Here is an 18,882-nt window from a genome sequence, read left to right as displayed (position 1 = left end):
ACACACCGAGCTTAGCAACTTCGGTGTGTATGTTTTTCATCGTCATTCACGTTCTGCTGAAGTTCAATAGAAACTCAAACTCTCTCGTTTTTGCTAGAAATTTATGAGCACTCGTTAACGCAACATTCTGCTTTTAAAAAACCAATTACGTCATCTAAGCACTGATACTCTGCAACACAAAAAAGGGTTCTACCCTCGCGGCGCTGGGTGAGAAGACCAGCTGAAGCAAGGCTCGAGATATGATGAGAGAGAGTGGATGCTGGAATGCCAAGCTTTTCTTGTACGCCGCCTACCGCGATACCTTTGTATCCCGCTTTGACGACTTCTTTGTAAATACTTAAACGAGTCGGATGCCCTAACTCTTTTAGTGCTTTAGCAACGGCTTCAAGCTCCATACTGACCTCTAAAGAATGACCACAGTAATTTTGTTTCGATAATAGGGAAAGTCTCGGTAAATGCCAACTATTACGATCTCAGAACAATTTAAATCAGATGAGATTCATACTGGCTCATGCCTTCATGACAACAATTGTCTGTTCTAATGAGACAGATCAATCTTCATTATTATTTCACGCCACGTTCAAAATCCCTCGTCTACACTCAATGTTGAGTTGTCAGTTGGCAGACCAAGGAGGCGGCCATGATTGCGGTTCATAGAGATTATTGTTTGTCTAACAGTTCGGAGTTACATGCCCACGTTAAAGTCAATCCTGTCGGTAAATTAGAAGTTGAGATTGTTGAACTTCAAGAGCGCCACACCACAGAGTTTGATGATTTGTCTTTTGAGAGTCGTGGGTGTGAAACTCGAATCTGTGGTAAAGAAGACACAACTCCGTGGCAGTTCAATCTTGCAGTTACTGATGCGTTAGAGCTTTCTCATTTAGTGGAAGAAGCAAACGAAGAGTATGAGATTTTAATGAATGATCTTATGTAATATCGAGAAGATCATTTTATCCTGCACGGCGTGTGGCTCTGTACTGAAAAAATAAAAACCTCCCAAGTGGGAGGTTTTTAATATGGAGTGCGTTATCGTTGGATAGGCTCTTCTCTTGGTGGTGTTAGCTCTTGGACGTTATCTTCATTAAAGTCATCGGCGTAACCTTTAGGTGGCGGTGTCCAACCACGTTCTGACCGCGATAGTTTGTCATGACGATCTTTTTGCATCTCTTCCGCCATTTTCTCCTCTAACTGAATAAACAGTTGTCGGAAATTGTTGTCATAGCGTTCACCTTCAGAATCATCCTCCCAAGCTTTGTAAAGTATTTCTGACTTACGTGCTTCAACACGCTTATATGTCGCCTTCTGTTGTTCAACAAAGAAGGGGTGAATGCCAAGGGCTTTCATTGTGTGACCGCCCATCTCCAATGCAGAATGGTAGGTCTCTGATTCAATAATATCAGCCCCCGCTTGACGCAAAAGATAGCCATGTCCACGGTCAAAGGCACGTGCAATCACTGTTACTTTTGGGTACGTGTGCTTAACGTACTTCACCAGTTCTACACTCGATTCTTGGTTATCAATCGCCACAACCAAAGCAGCGGCGTGCTCAATGCCGGCTGTATGTAGCATATCTGGTCGAGTCGCGTCGCCAAAATAGGCGCGAGTGCCAATTTGGCGCATGTTATCGACTTGGTCAGATTGATGGTCAAGTACCACGGTAGTCACGCCGTTTGATACCAATAGGCGATTCACTATTTGTCCAAAGCGGCCGATGCCGGCGATGATCACCGTGCCTGTTTCCTCAATCGTATCGCTTTCGCGTTCATTTGACTGGCTTTCAAAGCGCGGCAGAATCACTCTATCAAACAGAATAAACAAACCTGGTGTCAGGAACATCGAAATCGCAACCACTAACGCAAGAGTTTGTGAAAGTTCAAATGGGATGACGTGGTTTTGCACTGAAAAGCTTAGAAGCACAAAGCCGAATTCACCTGCTTGAGCCAAGCTTAGGGTAAACAGCCAGCGGTTGCTGCCTTTCACCCTAAATATCAGTGCAAGAATAAACAGCACCAAGGCTTTCAATACCATCACGCCAATGGTCAGCGCCATGATCAGCCAGAAATCACCAAATAGAACCGAGAAGTTGATCCCTGCGCCAACGGTAATAAAGAACAGACCTAACAATAAGCCTTTAAATGGTTCGATGTTGGACTCTAACTCGTGGCGGAATTCACTGTTTGCCAATACAACGCCAGCCAAGAAGGTTCCTAAGGCAGGAGATAAGCCCACTAAGCTCATCAGCGCAGCGATACCAATGACCAGCATGAGTGCAGTTGCGGTAAAGATTTCTCGCAAACCAGAGCTAGCCACATAATTGAGCAGAGGTCGACTTAAAAAGTGTCCACCAACGACGACGATTGCAATCGATGCTGTGATTACGATGCCGTATGCCCAGCCAGGCAACCCCGCAACGAGGCTTAATTCTTCATGGTGCGCTGCGGCTGTTTGAGCCGCGGACTGTGCCTGTTCAATTAATTCAGGTAAGGCCAATAGAGGAATGAACGCCAACATTGGTATCACTGCAATATCTTGAAAAAGCAACACGGAGAAAGCGTTTTGTCCACCTTCCGTCTTCGTTAATCCTTTTTCGCTAAAAGTTTGCAAAACAATCGCAGTAGAAGAGAGGGCGAAGATCAAACCTATGGCTAAGGCTATGGTCCAAGGCTGGTCAAAGTACAAGGCAATACCCATAATCGCCGCGACGGTACCACCGACTTGCAGACCTCCTAAACCCATTAAGCGATTGCGCATCGCCCACAACATTTTGGGTTCGAGCTCTAAACCAACGAGAAACAGCATCATCACCACGCCAAACTCGGCAAAGTGCTGTATTGTTGTTGTTTCTTCACCGACTAAACCGATAATTGGGCCAATGACCACACCTGCGATGAGATAGCCTAAAACGGACCCAAGTCCCAAACGCTTAGCAAGTGGGACTGCAATTACAGCAGCAATCAAATATATGAAGGCTTGTAAGAATATTCCTGTCATGAAGCCTCCTTAATGAGCTCTGGCAATGCGCTGTTAAGCTTGATTAATGACGCCGCAGCTTCAACATCCAACCTATCTTCGACTAAAGCTGTTAGCAGGCTCTTGTACCGCTCAACATGACGAGGGATTCGCCCTTCTTCATCGGCTGTACGTGCGCCAAACATCGCGAGAGGGGCAATGTAGTTCATGCCGGTCAGTGCGGACATTTGTTCAATAGGCGCAAGCAGTTGACGAATCGTAAAGTGGTTGTAGCCCTCTGCCTTATAAGCTTCTTCTTTACCCCCTGCAGACAGCACACAAAGCATGGTCTTGCCTTGCAGTGCTGTGCCATCTGTACCGTAAGCAAAGCCATATTCCAAAACCAGATCTTGCCACTCTTTTAAAATCGCAGGCGTTGAATACCAATATAGTGGGAATTGGAAAATCACCACGTCATGTTCACGTAAGCGTTGCTGCTCACGGTCGATATTAATATCGAAACGAGGGTATTCGCCATAGAGATCAACACATGTCACGCCTTCAATTTTTTGAGCTTCTTTGAAAAGTGGAGTATTCACTTCTGAACGATGCTGGGAAGGATGAGCAAAGAGAATGAGTACTTTTTTATTTGCCATAGGGATCCTTGCTATCTAAATAACCATGCCCAGTAGGAGCGCGGGTTGGTTAGAAAATGTAACTCATAAATGATCGCCAAGCTAGTTTGGAAAACTGTTTAAGCTGTTTCAATATCAATAAAAAACCACCAAATAAATTGGTGGTTTTGGGAAGCGTTACGTTTTACTAATCATGAATAGGGACGACTAGAATATCCACCGGTGACTTGTTAATTAAGTGTCTCGAGTAAGAAATAATCTTGCTCCAGAAATCTTGGTGGTGGCCACAAATCAGAAGATCCACTTCTTGCTCTTTAATGGTGACCTCTAATTTATCAGCCAAGTCGCCAGTACCTACGAAGAAATGTTTAAGTGGGTAATCCATGTAATCACTAAATGTTTTTAAACATTCCATTGAATGCTCATTCAACGGCCTTTGATCCGGGTTTTCTTTAATGTCTACAAGCTCACGATAGATTTCTCCGTGCGTACCATCAATATGAATAAAGGAGATATCGGAGTCGAGATAGTTTGCCATTGATACCGCTCTGTCGATAAGCACGGTGCTTTCATCTGACAGTTCGAGTGCAACAAGGATATGTTTGTATTTCATAACCACGCCCTTATGTGGATTATCTTTACCCTAAGCATAGTATGGCTTGGATAAAAATTGTGTTGCTAAGATCTCGAAATTGTTCAAAGACTTGTTAAAAAGTTAATGTGATATAACAACTTACTGTGAAACTTTCTTTTTGTTCACATTTGGTTAGAAAGCTTGCTTTTTGAACAAAAAAGCGGCTACACTTTGGGCATCATTTCTCTAGGAGATTACGCCAACATGAAGAACTAAACCTGTCATCCATGTTTTTACTTATTTTTTGGATCTGCAGGGTTAGTAGGCGTAGCTCACTTTCCGATATTTCTTTGCAACAAGATGACCTTTTGATTTGACGTTTATCGTCGAGCTTTACATAGAGCTTAATGCGTTTGTGCACGCGTTTTGTTGCAATCTCAAATCATAGCTACGGCTGTTGTCCCTGTCATACAGGAGGCAAATTATGCCAGTTTTACAAGCTTTTAATGTTAGCCATCAGTTTGATAATGGTGAGACGCTATTTCAGCCTATTTCTTGTTCCATGACTAAACGACGTGTTGGTTTGGTTGGGCGCAATGGCATCGGTAAGTCGCTTTTGGCTTCGATTTTGGCGGGCGAAACTCAGCCTGCCAGCGGTGTTGTGACTTCTCCCTCTTCTTTCATGATGTATCGCCAGCAGCCGTCTGATTTGCTTTCAGGTCAGCAATCGATCGCCCAGTTTCTGGGAACAGACTCGGTCTTGCATGCTTTAAAGCAGATTGAACAAGGTGATGTTTCTGAGCATTGGTTCGAACTGGTTGGCGAACAGTGGGATATTGAACTGAAACTCAAACAGCAGCTTGCTGCGATGGGCTTACCGCAAGACCCTGATTTCTCATGTGCTCGGCTCAGTGGTGGTCAGTTGGCGCGTTTGCAGTTATGGCAGTTGTTTGAAAACGAAACGGATCTTTTGATTCTCGATGAGCCATCCAATCACCTCGATACCGAGGCGAAACAATGGCTGATAGAGTCTATGACGCATTTCAGCGGTGCGATTTTACTCATCAGTCACGATCGTGAGCTGCTGCGAGAGATGGAGGAAATTTGGGAGCTATCGGGCCTAGGTTTACAGGCTTTTGGTGGAAATTACGATGTGTACGCCGAGAAAAAACGCACTGAACTGCAAGCGGTCGAGAGGCAGTTAGCGCAAGTCGATAAACAGAAAAAACGGTTAGCCGAGCAAGCCCAGAAAAATCGCGAAAAAGCAGACCAACGCGCCGCGCAAGGGAACAAACTGCGCAAAGACGGCAGTCAGCCCAAAATTTTGCTTGATGGAAAAAAGGATAGCGCGACCGCCAGCGCTTCAAATCGCAATAAGAATGAGCAACTCAGACAAGCGCATTTACAAGCCAAAGAACAGGCGTTGCAATCGCGACATGAGCAGCTCAAGGCGCAAAAGCTTTATCTTACAGATAATCCGAACCGTTCGCGAAAAGTGTTGTCGATACAAGAAGGTATATTACCTTTTGGGAATTCTACGCCTATCACGTTGCAGATTTTTGCGAACGACAAAGTCCATCTCAAAGGGAGAAATGGCTGCGGAAAATCAACCTTGTTAAAGACGTTGCTTGGCGAGTTATCGTTGCAGAGTGGTGAGTTGCAAGTGAATACGCCTTTGTATTATCTCGACCAACATTTTGGTGCAGTGAATCCAAATCTTTCGTTACTTGAGAACGTAATGGAGAGCTGCCAAGAGATGACGGAAAGTGAAGCGAGGACCTTATTGGCCGGGATCGGTTTTCGTCGAGATGCTGTGTTTCGATTGGGGCGCCTACTGAGCGGTGGCGAGAAGATGAAGCTCGCGATGCTGATAGTCAGCCACCAAAATTCTCAGCCTTTGCTGCTGCTTGATGAACCAGATAACCATCTCGACCTCGAGTCAAAAATAATGCTTAGTCAGGCGTTAAATACATACAAAGGTGGATTTGTTCTGATCAGTCACAACCAAGATTTCGCTTCTGAGTCTGGGGTTTTGCGCCAAATCGAGCTGACTTAGACGAAAGAGAGTAAACGCCATCGTAGCTCTTCAGTATTGTTCCCAAGTTCTACACCGCCACTTACTAGTTTGTAGAACTGGAAGGAAATGAGGGAGTTAGGATGGCTTTCACAACTCGTTTAATGAAATTAGATTCATTTTGTCGATATATAGTAGAGTTCTGATGTATTGCACAAAAAGACAACAGAAAAATAAAAAGGAATTTCATGAAAAAGAATACCCTAGCACTCACAACGGCTCTCGTACTCGGAAGTGTGTTGTCTGTGGCGTATGCCAATGAAGCGGCGCAATCGTCGGTTGAACAGGTAACCCCGAAAACCATCACGTATCCAACCACACAAAAAGTGGATGTTGTCGATGACTACTTTGGTACAAAAGTGAGTGATCCTTATCGCTGGTTGGAAGACGATCTCAGCCCAGAAACCGCAGAATGGGTTAAGGCACAAAATGCAGTGACGTTTGATTATCTGTCGAAAATCCCTTACCGCGAGCAGATTGAAGAGCGCATCACTAAGCTCATGGACTACGAAAAGCAAAGCCAACCGTTCAAAGAGGGTAAGTTCACTTATTTCTACAAAAATGACGGGCTACAAAACCAAGATGTGCTTTATCGGCAGTTAGGTGATGGCGAAGCAGAAATTTTCCTCGATCCAAATACTTTTAGTGAAGATGGCACCACATCGTTAGCGGGAGTGAGCTTTTCACGTGATGGTTCTTTGGTTGCATACAGCATTTCGGAAGGCGGTAGCGATTGGCGCAAAGTCATTGTGTTAGACACAGAAACCAAAAAGCCCGTCGGCGAAACGCTGGTGGATATTAAGTTCAGTGGCATCAGTTGGCTCGGCAATCAAGGCTTCTATTACTCAAGTTATGACAAGCCAAAAGGGAGTGAACTTTCCGCGAAGACAGACCAACACAAGCTCTACTTTCATAAGCTAGGGACGAAACAAAGTGAAGACCAATTAATTTTCGGTGGTGTAAAGGACGAAAAGTATCGCTACGTTGGGGGTTACACGTCGGAAGATGAACGCTACTTGTTTATCTCAGCCAGCGTATCGACGTCGGGCAACAAACTGTTCTTTAAAGACCTGAGTAAGCCAAATAGCCCGCTGAAAACCATTTTAGATAACACCAGTTCTGATACTTGGGTGATAGACAACCAAGGCACGAAACTGTACTTGGTTACGAACCTTAATGCGCCGAACAAACGCGTCGTGACGGTGGATGCAAGTCAGCCGCAGCCCAAAAACTGGAAAGATGTGATTCCTGAAACAAAGAACGTGTTACGTGTTTCTACCGCGGGTGGCAATTTGTTTGCGAGCTATATTGTTGATGCGATCTCGATGGTGAAGCAATACGACATGAACGGCAAACTCATCCGAGAAATCAAATTGCCTGATATTGGCAGCGCATACGGTTTCTCGGGGAAAAAAGAAGAAACCGAAGTCTACTACTCTTTCACCAACTACAAGATGCCAAGCACTACCTATCGTCTGAACATCAAAGATGGTGATAGCGAGGTGTACTACAAATCTAAAGCGCCATTTGATCCAGCTTTATATGAATCTCGCCAGGTGTTTTACACCTCAAAAGACGGAACAAAAGTGCCGATGATCATCACCTATAAAAAAGGGACACCGATGGACGGCAGTGCACCAACAATCCTATATGGTTATGGCGGTTTCAACATTAGCCTCACGCCATCTTTTAGCCCGACACGTGCGGCTTGGTTAGAGCTTGGTGGTGTTTACGCGGTAGCGAACATTCGTGGTGGTGGGGAATATGGCAAAGAATGGCACAACGCTGGCATTCAAATGCAAAAGCAAAATGTGTTTGATGACTTTATTGCTGCGGCTGAATTCCTAATTGATGAAAAGGTAACGTCATCAAACAAGTTAGCCATTAACGGTGGATCGAATGGTGGCTTGTTAGTGGGGGCCGTTATGACGCAACGTCCAGAGCTGTTTAAAGTGGCGCTGCCAGCAGTCGGCGTACTGGATATGCTGCGTTACCATACTTTTACCGCAGGTGCTGGTTGGGCGTATGACTACGGCACGGCAGAGCAAAGTAAAGAGATGTTCCAATATCTGAAAGGTTATTCGCCAGTGCACAATGTAAAAGCAGGGGTGGAATACCCAGCAACATTGATTACAACGGGTGATCATGATGATCGTGTTGTTCCTGCTCACTCTTACAAATTTGCTGCTGAGTTGCAGTCAAAACAGGCGGGTTCAAATCCGACCTTGATTCGCATCGAAACCAATGCAGGACATGGTGCTGGCACACCAACGCGTAAAATAATTGAGACAAATGCAGATATTTATAGCTTTGCACTGTTCAATATGGGGATAGAGAAACTGCAATAGTGCGAATCGTTTGCGTTTTTAGTTAACGAAATGCATTGGTGCTTTTGCACTCGAAAATAAAAGGAGATCACAGAGTGTGATTTCCTTTCAATTTATTGTGGAGTAACTATTCTAAATTGACCGCAAGGCTAATTAAATTAAGGTATTTGCAATTTATTACAACTCTCTTCTTTACCTGAAGAGTAATATACGATACAAATAAAACTTGATCGCGATCACCTAACACCATTGCACTCCTTATTTATATGGTAAATTTAATTAATCATTTGTTCTAATGATAATTGAATTTTCATAAGTTTTAATATTCCCTTCTTCGTAAAGCTTACCAAATTTCAAGTTATATAAGATATAAGTAGCAGTGATTGAACTTTTACGACGCTTTATTTTATTTTAATTAAAACGTCTAATGTTTCGTCATTATTAAATTTGCTTTGATAATTTATATTATCCAAAGCGAGTTGTGTTGCTTGCTATTTATGATGACCTCATGACGTGAATAATTTTATAATCATTAAAATGGATACAGTTTTATGAATTTAGTGAAACCGTCTGTTGTTATCATGGCAGCAGCCCTTCAACTCGCGTCTTCTGCTTATGCTCAGACAAATAATGACGAAGAACTACAAGATATGTCTGACCCACTTGCGGTTTACACCCAAGCGGGCTTTGGTATTACTGACAAAGGCGCGAACATCAAAATCGGTCAAACTTACCAATCTAGCCAGCCTGGCACCATGGCGATGAACATCATTGAAATGAAAGGCATTGGTGGTGAGCTATTTGGCATTCGCGACAATGACGATCCAATGTATGCCAATGTTGATGACAGCATTGACTCTTTCCGACTACGTAATTTCCAAGTAGAAGTCGCAAAAGGTCTAGGCCGTCAATTAGATGTAAACTACGATGTTGATAACGATAAATTAGATGCATCTTACAGCTTTATTCAAGGCCTACCTAAGTTTGGTATGTTGCAGTTATTTCCTTTAGCTGGTGCGGGTGTCACTATTGCTAATGATTTTAGTGATGATGACAAAGGTTATGAAATTCCAGGTACTTTCACCGTTGTCGGTATGTACTCAAAAATTGAATTAACCGATAAAATCTGGATTAACTACAACCCAATGTATATGCATACATTGTCAGGGTCTAGTCAATATAAAGATACTTATTACGCGGGTGAAGATAATATCTTAACTCATGAGTTTGCGTTGTCTTATCAAATTAATCCTCGCGCAAATATTCGTTACTTTGCAAACTGGAATGAGCACGTTAATTTCGGTGATGGTGATCACCGTATCGAATTTAACTACCAATTCTAACTCCCTCGTTTATTTCCAGAATAGAAAGTGTGTTTATCCATATATTTAAATATTTAGGCTAGGGCACTTTCTACATAAAGTAGGTTTATCATGAAAGCCAAATATAAATTTGCGTTGGTATCTATTGCTATATCTTCTGCATTACTATCAGGATGCAAAACTGGCGATATCGCAACGAAAACTGCCCAAGCACCCTCTGTTGAAACCGTTACTCTAACCGAAACAAAAATCACTCCTTATCATACTTTTATCGGTCGAACTGAAGCGGTAAATGACGTTGATATTATGCCTCGAGTCGGTGGCGAATTAACCGCGATTCATTTTAAAGATGGCGATATGGTCGAAAAAGGCCAATTGCTGTTTGAAATCGACGACCGTCCTTACAAAGCGGCACTGGCGTATGCAAAAGCGTCGTTGCAAAAAGCAAAAGCACAACTCGTTCAAACTACGCGTGATGCAGAACGTGTGAAGAAACTCATCAAAGATAAAAGCATCAGTGAGCAGCAATACGATGACGCCATTGCTGCGCACGCCGCAGCGATTGCTTCGGTAGAAGAGGCGAAAGCGACGCTGGTTTCAGCAAGGCTCGATCTTGAATTTAGCTCTGTGCGTGCTCCTTTCTCTGGCCGCGTGGGTTTCAGCAACTTCCGAGTGGGTGACCGTATTTCGAAAATTCAACTCGTTCCTCTTGTTTCGATCACTCAAATCGACCCAATTCGCTTTGGCTTTGATGTGGATGAGAAGCTCTACCGCCGCGTAAGAAGCGCGATTGATGTGGCTCATCGTAACGATGACAAACTGGATGTTGATTTAACACTGACGCTTTCAGACGGTTCATTGTATCCGCTTGATGGCAAGATCTACGCCGTTGGCAACAAGATCGATTTAGAAACAGGCTCAATTCGAGCAGAAGCACAATTCGATAACCCAACTTACGCGCTTATGCCGGGTGAATATGGCAACTTGACCATCAAGCTGCGCAACAAAACCATTGATGGTTTGCTTATCCCATCGGCGGCTGTTCAGCAAGACCAAGCGGGTGACTACGTCATGGTGGTTGGTGATGATCACGTGGTGTCACGTCGTAACGTTGAACTCGGTCAGACCTACGGTGTGAAACGTGCTGTGCTGACTGGCTTGGCGGCTAACGAAAAAGTCATCGTCAATGGTCTTCAAAAAGTGCGTCCGGGTGCAACGGTGAAAGACGTTGAACTACAGAGTGAACAAGGCTGAGTGAGTACTGATGTTAAGTAAATTTTTCATTCATCGGCCGAAGTTTGCTTTGGTGATCTCACTGGCGATGACATTGATGGGTATGATCGCCCTGAAAGTCTTGCCAATTTCTGAGTATCCTCAAATCTCTCCAACGGTAATTACGGTGAGCACCATGTATCCGGGTGCAAACGCGGACGTGGTTAAAAAGACGGTAGCACAACCGATAGAAGCCAAAGTCAACGGCGTTGAAGACATGATTTACATGTCTTCTGTGATTGGTAACGATGGCTCATACACATTGCGTATTTACTTCCGAGTGGGCGCAGATGGCGATATGGCACAGGTTCGTGTGAACAACTTGGTGGCACAGGCGACGTCGTCTCTACCACAAGAAGTAAACCAAATCGGTGTGACGGTTAAGAAGAAATCTTCCGACATGCTGGGCGTTATCACACTGCGTTCCCCGAAACAGTCTTACGACAGTATCTACCTTTCTAACTACGCGGATCTCAATATCGTTGAGCGTCTAAAACGTATCGAAGGTATGAGTGACATTACGCTGCTGGGTAAGAAAGACTACTCAATGCGTATTTGGTTGAACCCAAATAAACTGGCTACCTTGAAGCTTTCTGCTAGCGATGTTATTGGCGCAATTAAAACGCAAAACATCCAAGTGGCGGCGGGTAAGATCGGTGGTATGCCAGCTCCGGGTGACCAGCAATATCAATATGTTTTGCAAACCAAAGGCCGCCTTACTTCTGCGGAAGAGTTCGAGAACATCATCATCCGTGCGAGCAAGAAAGGTTCTTTGATTCGCTTGAAAGATGTGGCTCGTGTCGAAGTTGGCGCACAAGGCTACGAAGCTGATGGTCGTATGAATAACGAACCAGCCGCCGTTCTGGCCTTGTACCAGTTGCCGACAGCGAACGCGCTAGACGTGATGGAACGCGTGAAAGAGGCCATGAAAGAGTACGAGAAATCGTTCCCAGATGATTTGGTCTACGACATCGCGTATGACTCTACCGAATACGTAGAGACGTCGATTGATGAAGTGTATGAGACGCTGGTGATTGCGGTACTTCTTGTAACCTTCGTTGTGTACGTTTTCTTGCAGAACTGGCGAGCGACCATCATTCCAACCTTAGCGATTCCGGTTTCCATCATTGCGACGTTCGCAATCATGGGCGTGATGGGCATGACCATTAACACGATCTCGTTGTTTGGCTTGATCCTCGCCATCGGTATCGTGGTGGACGATGCGATCATCGTGGTAGAGAACGTGGAACGGGTTATCCATGAAGAGCATTTAGACCCGATTCCGGCCACGATCCAAGCTATGAAAGAAGTGACGGGGCCAGTATTGGCAACAACGCTTATTTTGTTGGCGGTATTCGTACCGGTTGCGCTATTGCCGGGTATTTCTGGTCGAATGTTCAACCAGTTCGCGGTCACCATCTGTGTATCGGTGCTGATCTCTGCGATCAACGCATTGACGTTAACGCCAGCGCTTTGTGCGTTGATGTTGAAATCTACTCACTCGCAACCTATTGCGCCTTTGCGTGCGTTTAACCGAGGTTTTGAAGCAATAACGCGCAAATACCAAGGTTTAGTTGGCTTCTTGAGCCGTCGTATTGTGCTGAGTATCGGTGTTTATGGCGCGCTTATTGCGGTGCTGGCATTTGCGTTCATGACCGTACCTTCTTCTTTCGTACCGAACGAAGATAAAGGCGTGTTCATGGTCGAAATGCGTTTGCCAGACGCAGCAGCATTGCAGCGTACTGCACCATTAATGAAGAAGTACGTTGATGAGCTAAAACAGATGGAAGGTGTGGAGAACGTGGTTTCGGTTGCGGGCTTCTCGGTAATTAACATGGCGTCGATTCCAAACTCGGGCATGTTGATCATCAAACTGGATAACTGGAGCAAACGTAAAGACCCTGAGCTACACCAACGTGCGTTGATGAACAAAGTTAACCAAATGCTGAACTCAACGCCAGATGCCGCTTCGTTCGTTTTCGCGACGCCGGCCATCAAAGGCATGGGTGCGGTGGATGGTTTCAACCTTGTGCTGCAAGACAACTTGGGCCGTTCTCCACAAGAGTTGGCAAAAACAACCGCTGATTTTGTTGGCCAAATCAATCAACTGCCTGAAGTGGCGCGTGCGTTCTCGATTTTCCGTGCGAACATTCCGCAACGTTACATCGATATTGACCGCGATAAAGCGATTTCGATGGGCGTACCGTTGAATGAAATCTTCAGCACACTGCAAGCACAGTTGGGCGGTGCCTACATTTCTGACTTCAACTTGTTTGGTCGTTCGTACCAAGTGAAAGTGCAAGCAGAAGAGCAATACCGTGACAACATCGACGACATCGACCATCTGTTTGTTCGCTCAAGCTCTGGAAAAATGGTGTCACTGGCAACGCTAGTGAAAGTGAAGCCGATCTTCGGCCCTGATACCTTATCGAACTACAACATGTTCAGTTCTGCAACCGTGAACGGTGCGCCAGCGCCAGGTTACAGCTCGGGTGATGTTGTAAAAGCCATTGAAAAACTGGCTGCGGAATCTTTGCCAAGTGGTTACTCGTACGAGTGGTCAGGCATGACTTACCAAGAGATGAAAGCAGGCAACATGGCGCCAATCGCGTTCGCATTGTCTTTGCTGTTCACCTACTTGTTCTTGGTGGCTCAGTACGAAAGTTGGACCATTCCTGCTGCGGTAATGATGGCGGTTCCAGTCGCGATTCTCGGCGCAATGGGCACGCTACTGCTGGTGGGACAACCGTTCGATTTGTACGTGCAGATTGGTGTGGTCATCTTGATTGGTATGTCCGCCAAAGTGGCGATTCTTATCGTGGAATTTGCCAAAGTTCTGCGAGAAGAAAAGGGCTTATCCATCATTGATGCTGCCAAAGAAGCTGCTCGAATCCGTTTCCGTGCAGTACAGATGACTGCGTTCGCCTTCATCTGGGGGGTATTCCCGTTGGTGATTGCATCGGGTGCTGGTGCGGCATCTCGTCACTCACTGGGCTTTGCGGTATTCGGCGGCATGATTCTCTCTACGTTTGTAGGCACGTTACTGACGCCAGTGTTCTTCGTGATGATGCAATCTCTGCGCGAGAAGTTTAAGCGAAAGAAACCCACTGAACTTGAGGTGAGCGAGCAATAACGCTGATTTCAACTGACTGACTCCACAACACCCCCACGCTGTGTGCGATTGGCCAATGCCTTTCATTGATATACAACCACCGTCGCAGCGTGGGTTCCCCAAACAATAATAGGTTTTAGCATGAAAAATCTTTCAAAAATCGTCGTAGCGAGCTCTCTACTGACGTGTGCTGCTGCGCAAGCGGGTGGGTTATACCTTTACGAAACAACTGCATCGGATATTGGTTTGGCATCCGCTGGTATGGCGGCTCGTGCGCAAGATGCCTCAGTAATGGCAGCAAACCCGGCTGGTCTGGCGAATGTTTCTGGTAAATCTTTCTCTGGTAACCTGATTGGCCTTTACGGTGACGCGCAACTAGACACGATGACTGGCGATGCGGGCAACGTGATTGGTTTTGTTCCTATGGCGTCGGCATTTTACAGCCAACAAGTAAACGACAAATGGACGCTGGGTATTGGTCTGTATGGCAACTACGGCCTTGGCCTCGAGTACGAAGGTCTTTTGGATAATCATTTAGATATTCCTACAGCAACGACGCAAGCCTTAACCATTCAACCTTCCGCTTCTTACCGCATCAATGATCACTGGTCTGTGGGTGCGGCGCTTGGTATTCAGTACGGTATGTATGAAGTGGAAACGAAGGGAGTCTTGAACTTCAATGACGAAGACCAAGATACTCAGGTAAACGGCCGAGTAGGTGTGCTTTATGAGGCAACATCAGGCACGCGTCTTGGTCTGTCTTACTCTTCTGAAGCCGAATTTGAATTCGACAAGAGTAACTCCATTGCTCCACAACAACTGATCTTCAGTGCTTACCATGAAGTGAATGATGACCTAGCGGTGATGTGGAACGTGAACTGGCAAGACTGGAGCGAATACACAACCACGCTGGGCGTAGAGACACAAGACACTTACCAAATCGCATTGGGTACTCAGTACAAACTGAATGAAAAAATGATGTGGAATGCAGGTTTTGCATTCGATACCAGCATGTATGAAAGCCAATCAAACGGTGACATTACCGTTCCTACTGGCAAGGCGTACCGCATTGGTACAGGCATTGATTACAAATTGGATTCAGAAAACTCAATTGGTTTCGCGTTTGAAGCGGTCTTGATGGAGTCTTCAGAAACGCCACGCTTACAAGCTGGTTTTGATGAGCCTGCACTGTACTTCATGAGCATGAGCTACAACTGGAAAAACTAATCATTCCTAATCGCTAAAACGCCTTCCTTACAGGCCATTCTACCCTAACTACCTGCACTGGATGCTGTCACGCCATCTAAGGTAGTTAGGGCGCTTTTGTCACATCCAGTGAGTGATGATTCAAAAAATATCTGCGCAGCTAAGTGCGGGTATTCAACATCTCAAAGGACTAAAAAATGAAAAACAAACTAGCGTTAGTGTGTACGACTTTGTTGGTCAGTACGCTGGCTCATGGTGCCGAGCATCGAGTAAAAGACAATAAAAACAAGTTGGCGGATGACCCAACAAAAGTCATCACGAAATTTGGCGCGTCGTACGCAAACAACTACGATTTTGATGATCAAAACATCTCATTCTCGGGCTCACTTGCGCTTGACCAAGCGCGCAAAATCAACCTGCGTATCAATGATGATGCGAGCGAGTGGCGTATTGGTGGCTCGTGGTTGTTTCCGGTCGGTATCGTGAACTTCAACTTCGGTAAAAATGAATACGTAAACGGCGCGGATCAAACCAACTACAGCGTTGGTACCTTTATGCCGCTAAGTTATTTCGGGATTGAGCCAGCAGGCTTCCAAATTTTCCCAATGGCAGGCTATACGTACAACACTGGTGATGTTCCTGTTTGTGACGGTGCAGAAAGTAGTCTCTGTAGCGAGCCTAACTTTACGGGTACGCCAAGTGCAGAGAATGGCTTCAATATGATGAGCTCTTCAGGCAGTAGCGGTTACGTTGGTGCATTTGCGCTGAAATCGTTTACCAAAGAGCTGACGTTAATCAGCTTTGCAGCAGGCACTTACGGCTCAGAAAACAGTGAAGGAGAGAACTACAAAGGCTTCTTTGGTGGTATTGGTCTTGGTTACCTCGTGAGCAAACGCCACTCTTTTAACGTAATGACGTTTGGCATGGACAACAACACCTATTTGGATGAAGCAGACAAGCGCATCGTATTATCATATCAATATCAATTTGAATAAATAAAAACGCAGCCCAAATAGCTGCGTTTTTACTTTGATAGAATGAACTAGTGAATTGAGTTGTTTTCTTCGATCTTTTTCTGGTACTGGTGTTTTAATATATACATGCGCTTAACATCGCTGTAAGCGCCGTTAATAAAGTATTCTTCTACAAGGTGACCTTCTTCGATAAAGCCGCACTTTTTGTATAAGTGAATAGCGACTTCGTTATCCACTGCGACTAATAAGTAGATTTTACGTAGATTAAGAATTGAGAATGAGTAATCTAACGCACGATTAATCATCTCTGTCGCATAACCTCGGCCTTGATGCTCTGGGGCGATGATTATCTGAAATTCCGCGCTGCGGTGAATGTAGTTAATCTCGATCAGCTCAACTAAGCCAATTACGATGCCGTCTTCATCTTCGACGACAAAACGCCTTTCAGCGTCATCATGTATATGTTTTCGATAAAGTTCTTCGAGCTCGTCATAAGACTCGTAAGGTTCTTCGAACCAGTAGGCCATGATATTTCGGTTGTTATTCAGTTCATGAATAAAGCGCAAATCAGAACGCTCTAATGCACGCATTTTTAGGCCTTTCTTCATCATTTTTCTCCAATGAGGGCGGAGAATACCTCCGCACTTGATGCTAGAAAATATTACCGTATTTCACAAGAATAGCGCATCTTTTTTTGGAAAATATCCTGTGATTTTCAATGTGGAAACTTAGAGTTCACGACAAATATAAATTAATCTTTACGATAAAAAACTCGATTAGGTGCTTTGCCTAATATCGTATTAAATACCGCGCAACGACTTAGTGTCTTAATCTAAACAAACAAGGTATTCAATATGTTTTCAATCGGTGACGTAGTAGTAGCGACTAAAGGTATCGATCTTGGCGAAATGGTTGTTACAGGTTTAAGCAGTGGCGGTTTTTACACACATGTAAAAGCAGGCGAAAAAACACTAACTTACCCAGCTAAAGATCTTAAGAAAGCATAATTAAATTTGCTCATTCTTATTTTTAACTGGCTTAAAGTTCGTATTAGTTATTTTAAGCGGGTTAGAATCGATAAAAGGTAGCGCAATGAGTCGCTACCTTTTTTTATTTTTTCTACCTTTCTTCACCAATATGAAACTCAACGCGATTTCTTCCAGTTTCTTTTGCCTTGTAAAGTGCTAAGTCGGCGCGTTTAACTAATGGTTCAAATGAGTCGTCGAGACGACAGACTTGAGTTACCCCAATACTCGCGGTGAAGCTCATATCACAACCTGAATGTTGAACGGTCGTCGTTTCTAGTGCATTACGAATCGTTTCTAATGTGTCTAGAGCTTGCTGTGATGAGCGACTTCTTAATACGATGGCAAACTCTTCACCGCCAACTCTGGCAAGTAAGTCACAATCAAGTAGATGACTTTTAATAGTATTAACTGCATGGATCAGTGATTTATCGCCTGCGTCATGACCAAATCGGTCATTGAGGCTTTTAAAATTGTCGAGATCTAAAATAGCAACATGGAAGTCAATGCCCTGGGTTCGGTATTCATTTAGGCGGCTTTCGATTTGTCGCATGAACTCTCTGCGGTTTGGAATACCTGTTAGATCATCCGTCGTGGCGAGGTGCTCCATCTTCATAATCTGTATATGAAGGGCAATGTTTAAAGCAATCCAATTAGCGATGCACTGAAGCTGTGCCGCTTGTTCGTTTGTGTAAATGTGCGTTTGATGATGCGCAACATTAAGCGTTCCTAGGCAGACTTTACCGTGCATTAAAGGCGCGTCCATACACGTACCCATACCATTGGATGCGAGCATCATACAATCGATCTCATCAGATTGCGTAACATCATCGCAGATCATCAGTTGTTGCTTTTTGAACACTCGGCCAACAAACGCTTGATGAATGGGCACTAAAAATTCAGCGGGAATCGCTTTACTACCAGAGAAAGAGTAGACCTTTAAATGATCATTGTTTTCATAAAGTGTGATACTCGCACGGTCAGAATTAAATATACGATTTATCCATTCTGCCACCGTATCAAGTACTTGCTGTAGTGTTTCCGATTGAGCTAAAAAGTGAACAAACCCTATCGGCATACATATCGGACTTTCCATGTTTTGCATCGATAAGTCATCAGGGTTAAAAGTTCTTTCAAGTCTCAATAGACATCTCCTTGGCAATGTTGCAAATAACAACAATAAATTACGTGAAGCTATTTTGTAGAAAATGTGCTTCTTGGTAAGAGTATGGTTTAATTATCGCCATTTGTGTGAATTTGGTTGCTTAATGTGGGCGTTAACTCACCCTAAATAAGTAAATCTTATACCTATTTATAAGTAAGTCATTACTCAATAAGTGGTGTTTTTAAGATGGAAGTACAGAATGAGCCCTTCTGGAAGAGAAGGGCTAGAAAAGGATACAAATAGGGTC

15 protein-coding genes are annotated in these 18,882 nt (G+C 44.4%); 9 read left to right on the top strand and 6 right to left on the bottom strand.

All coding sequences use genetic code 11. The features are described 5' to 3' along the window. Positions 1-101 precede the first annotated feature (101 nt). On the bottom strand, positions 102-395 hold the full coding sequence (locus tag R7P74_RS05210; RefSeq protein ID WP_005375388.1) for an ArsR/SmtB family transcription factor: 294 nt from the start codon (positions 393-395) through the stop codon (positions 102-104). 245 nt (positions 396-640) lie between these two features. Here R7P74_RS05210 and R7P74_RS05205 point away from each other — a divergent pair, with 245 nt between their 5' ends. After that, entirely contained in the window at positions 641-934 is a 294-nt protein-coding gene (locus R7P74_RS05205) for a hypothetical protein (protein ID WP_005375389.1), read from the top strand. A gap of 92 nt (positions 935-1,026) precedes the next feature. Here R7P74_RS05205 and R7P74_RS05200 read toward each other — a convergent pair whose 3' ends face one another. From R7P74_RS05200 to R7P74_RS05190, 3 genes are all read right to left on the bottom strand, one after another. Beyond that, the gene (locus R7P74_RS05200; RefSeq protein WP_318122724.1) at positions 1,027-2,991 is read right to left on the bottom strand and encodes a monovalent cation:proton antiporter-2 (CPA2) family protein; all 1,965 of its coding nucleotides are present in this window, start codon (positions 2,989-2,991) and stop codon (positions 1,027-1,029) included. Then, a complete protein-coding gene (locus tag R7P74_RS05195; protein ID WP_005375391.1) occupies positions 2,988-3,605 on the bottom strand; it encodes an NAD(P)H-dependent oxidoreductase in 618 nt (205 codons plus the stop codon). The genes R7P74_RS05200 and R7P74_RS05195 overlap by 4 nt, the downstream gene beginning before the upstream one ends. A gap of 166 nt (positions 3,606-3,771) precedes the next feature. Beyond that, positions 3,772-4,197 (bottom strand): universal stress protein, encoded by a 426-nt coding sequence (locus R7P74_RS05190; RefSeq protein ID WP_005375398.1) that lies wholly within the window; start codon positions 4,195-4,197, stop codon positions 3,772-3,774. A gap of 445 nt (positions 4,198-4,642) precedes the next feature. On the opposite strand from R7P74_RS05190, the gene R7P74_RS05185 reads away from it, so the two are divergent. From R7P74_RS05185 to R7P74_RS05155, 7 genes are all read left to right on the top strand, one after another. Continuing rightward, on the top strand, positions 4,643-6,214 hold the full coding sequence (locus R7P74_RS05185; protein ID WP_318122723.1) for an ATP-binding cassette domain-containing protein: 1,572 nt from the start codon (positions 4,643-4,645) through the stop codon (positions 6,212-6,214). Between the two features lie 206 nt (positions 6,215-6,420). Next, positions 6,421-8,580 carry a prolyl oligopeptidase family serine peptidase gene (locus R7P74_RS05180; RefSeq protein ID WP_318122722.1) on the top strand — a complete coding sequence of 720 codons (2,160 nt, stop codon included), beginning with the start codon at positions 6,421-6,423 and terminating at the stop codon, positions 8,578-8,580. A 530-nt stretch (positions 8,581-9,110) separates the two neighbouring features. Next, the gene (locus R7P74_RS05175; protein WP_005488175.1) at positions 9,111-9,902 is read left to right on the top strand and encodes a hypothetical protein; all 792 of its coding nucleotides are present in this window, start codon (positions 9,111-9,113) and stop codon (positions 9,900-9,902) included. A 90-nt stretch (positions 9,903-9,992) separates the two neighbouring features. Beyond that, positions 9,993-11,135: an efflux RND transporter periplasmic adaptor subunit VmeP gene (gene vmeP / locus R7P74_RS05170; protein WP_005391278.1), complete on the top strand. Its 1,143-nt coding sequence runs from the start codon at positions 9,993-9,995 to the stop codon at positions 11,133-11,135. Positions 11,136-11,145: 10 nt separating this feature from the next. Then, the gene (gene vmeQ / locus R7P74_RS05165; RefSeq protein WP_005479247.1) at positions 11,146-14,286 is read left to right on the top strand and encodes an efflux RND transporter permease subunit VmeQ; all 3,141 of its coding nucleotides are present in this window, start codon (positions 11,146-11,148) and stop codon (positions 14,284-14,286) included. A 120-nt stretch (positions 14,287-14,406) separates the two neighbouring features. Further along, positions 14,407-15,492 (top strand): OmpP1/FadL family transporter, encoded by a 1,086-nt coding sequence (locus R7P74_RS05160; protein ID WP_318122721.1) that lies wholly within the window; start codon positions 14,407-14,409, stop codon positions 15,490-15,492. 176 nt (positions 15,493-15,668) lie between these two features. Beyond that, positions 15,669-16,466: a hypothetical protein gene (locus R7P74_RS05155; protein ID WP_064369133.1), complete on the top strand. Its 798-nt coding sequence runs from the start codon at positions 15,669-15,671 to the stop codon at positions 16,464-16,466. Positions 16,467-16,513: 47 nt separating this feature from the next. Here R7P74_RS05155 and speG read toward each other — a convergent pair whose 3' ends face one another. Beyond that, positions 16,514-17,053 (bottom strand): spermidine N1-acetyltransferase, encoded by a 540-nt coding sequence (gene speG / locus R7P74_RS05150; RefSeq protein ID WP_005375417.1) that lies wholly within the window; start codon positions 17,051-17,053, stop codon positions 16,514-16,516. A gap of 246 nt (positions 17,054-17,299) precedes the next feature. Between speG and R7P74_RS05145 the strand changes: the two genes are divergently transcribed. After that, positions 17,300-17,452: a hypothetical protein gene (locus R7P74_RS05145; protein ID WP_005375418.1), complete on the top strand. Its 153-nt coding sequence runs from the start codon at positions 17,300-17,302 to the stop codon at positions 17,450-17,452. Positions 17,453-17,564: 112 nt separating this feature from the next. Here R7P74_RS05145 and R7P74_RS05140 read toward each other — a convergent pair whose 3' ends face one another. Next, the gene (locus R7P74_RS05140; protein ID WP_021707655.1) at positions 17,565-18,614 is read right to left on the bottom strand and encodes a sensor domain-containing diguanylate cyclase; all 1,050 of its coding nucleotides are present in this window, start codon (positions 18,612-18,614) and stop codon (positions 17,565-17,567) included. Positions 18,615-18,882 lie beyond the last annotated feature (268 nt).

Source organism: Vibrio sp. 2033 (assembly GCF_033339735.1).
This window is presented reverse-complemented; position numbering and strand designations above follow the sequence as displayed.

Coding starts and splice junctions, on each gene's coding strand:
- R7P74_RS05210 (WP_005375388.1), bottom strand. CDS start 395: ATGGAGCTTGAAGCCGTTGCTAAAGCACTAAAAGAGTTAGGGCATCCG.
- R7P74_RS05205 (WP_005375389.1), top strand. CDS start 641: ATGATTGCGGTTCATAGAGATTATTGTTTGTCTAACAGTTCGGAGTTA.
- R7P74_RS05200 (WP_318122724.1), bottom strand. CDS start 2,991: ATGACAGGAATATTCTTACAAGCCTTCATATATTTGATTGCTGCTGTA.
- R7P74_RS05195 (WP_005375391.1), bottom strand. CDS start 3,605: ATGGCAAATAAAAAAGTACTCATTCTCTTTGCTCATCCTTCCCAGCAT.
- R7P74_RS05190 (WP_005375398.1), bottom strand. CDS start 4,197: ATGAAATACAAACATATCCTTGTTGCACTCGAACTGTCAGATGAAAGC.
- R7P74_RS05185 (WP_318122723.1), top strand. CDS start 4,643: ATGCCAGTTTTACAAGCTTTTAATGTTAGCCATCAGTTTGATAATGGT.
- R7P74_RS05180 (WP_318122722.1), top strand. CDS start 6,421: ATGAAAAAGAATACCCTAGCACTCACAACGGCTCTCGTACTCGGAAGT.
- R7P74_RS05175 (WP_005488175.1), top strand. CDS start 9,111: ATGAATTTAGTGAAACCGTCTGTTGTTATCATGGCAGCAGCCCTTCAA.
- vmeP (WP_005391278.1), top strand. CDS start 9,993: ATGAAAGCCAAATATAAATTTGCGTTGGTATCTATTGCTATATCTTCT.
- vmeQ (WP_005479247.1), top strand. CDS start 11,146: ATGTTAAGTAAATTTTTCATTCATCGGCCGAAGTTTGCTTTGGTGATC.
- R7P74_RS05160 (WP_318122721.1), top strand. CDS start 14,407: ATGAAAAATCTTTCAAAAATCGTCGTAGCGAGCTCTCTACTGACGTGT.
- R7P74_RS05155 (WP_064369133.1), top strand. CDS start 15,669: ATGAAAAACAAACTAGCGTTAGTGTGTACGACTTTGTTGGTCAGTACG.
- speG (WP_005375417.1), bottom strand. CDS start 17,053: ATGAAGAAAGGCCTAAAAATGCGTGCATTAGAGCGTTCTGATTTGCGC.
- R7P74_RS05145 (WP_005375418.1), top strand. CDS start 17,300: ATGTTTTCAATCGGTGACGTAGTAGTAGCGACTAAAGGTATCGATCTT.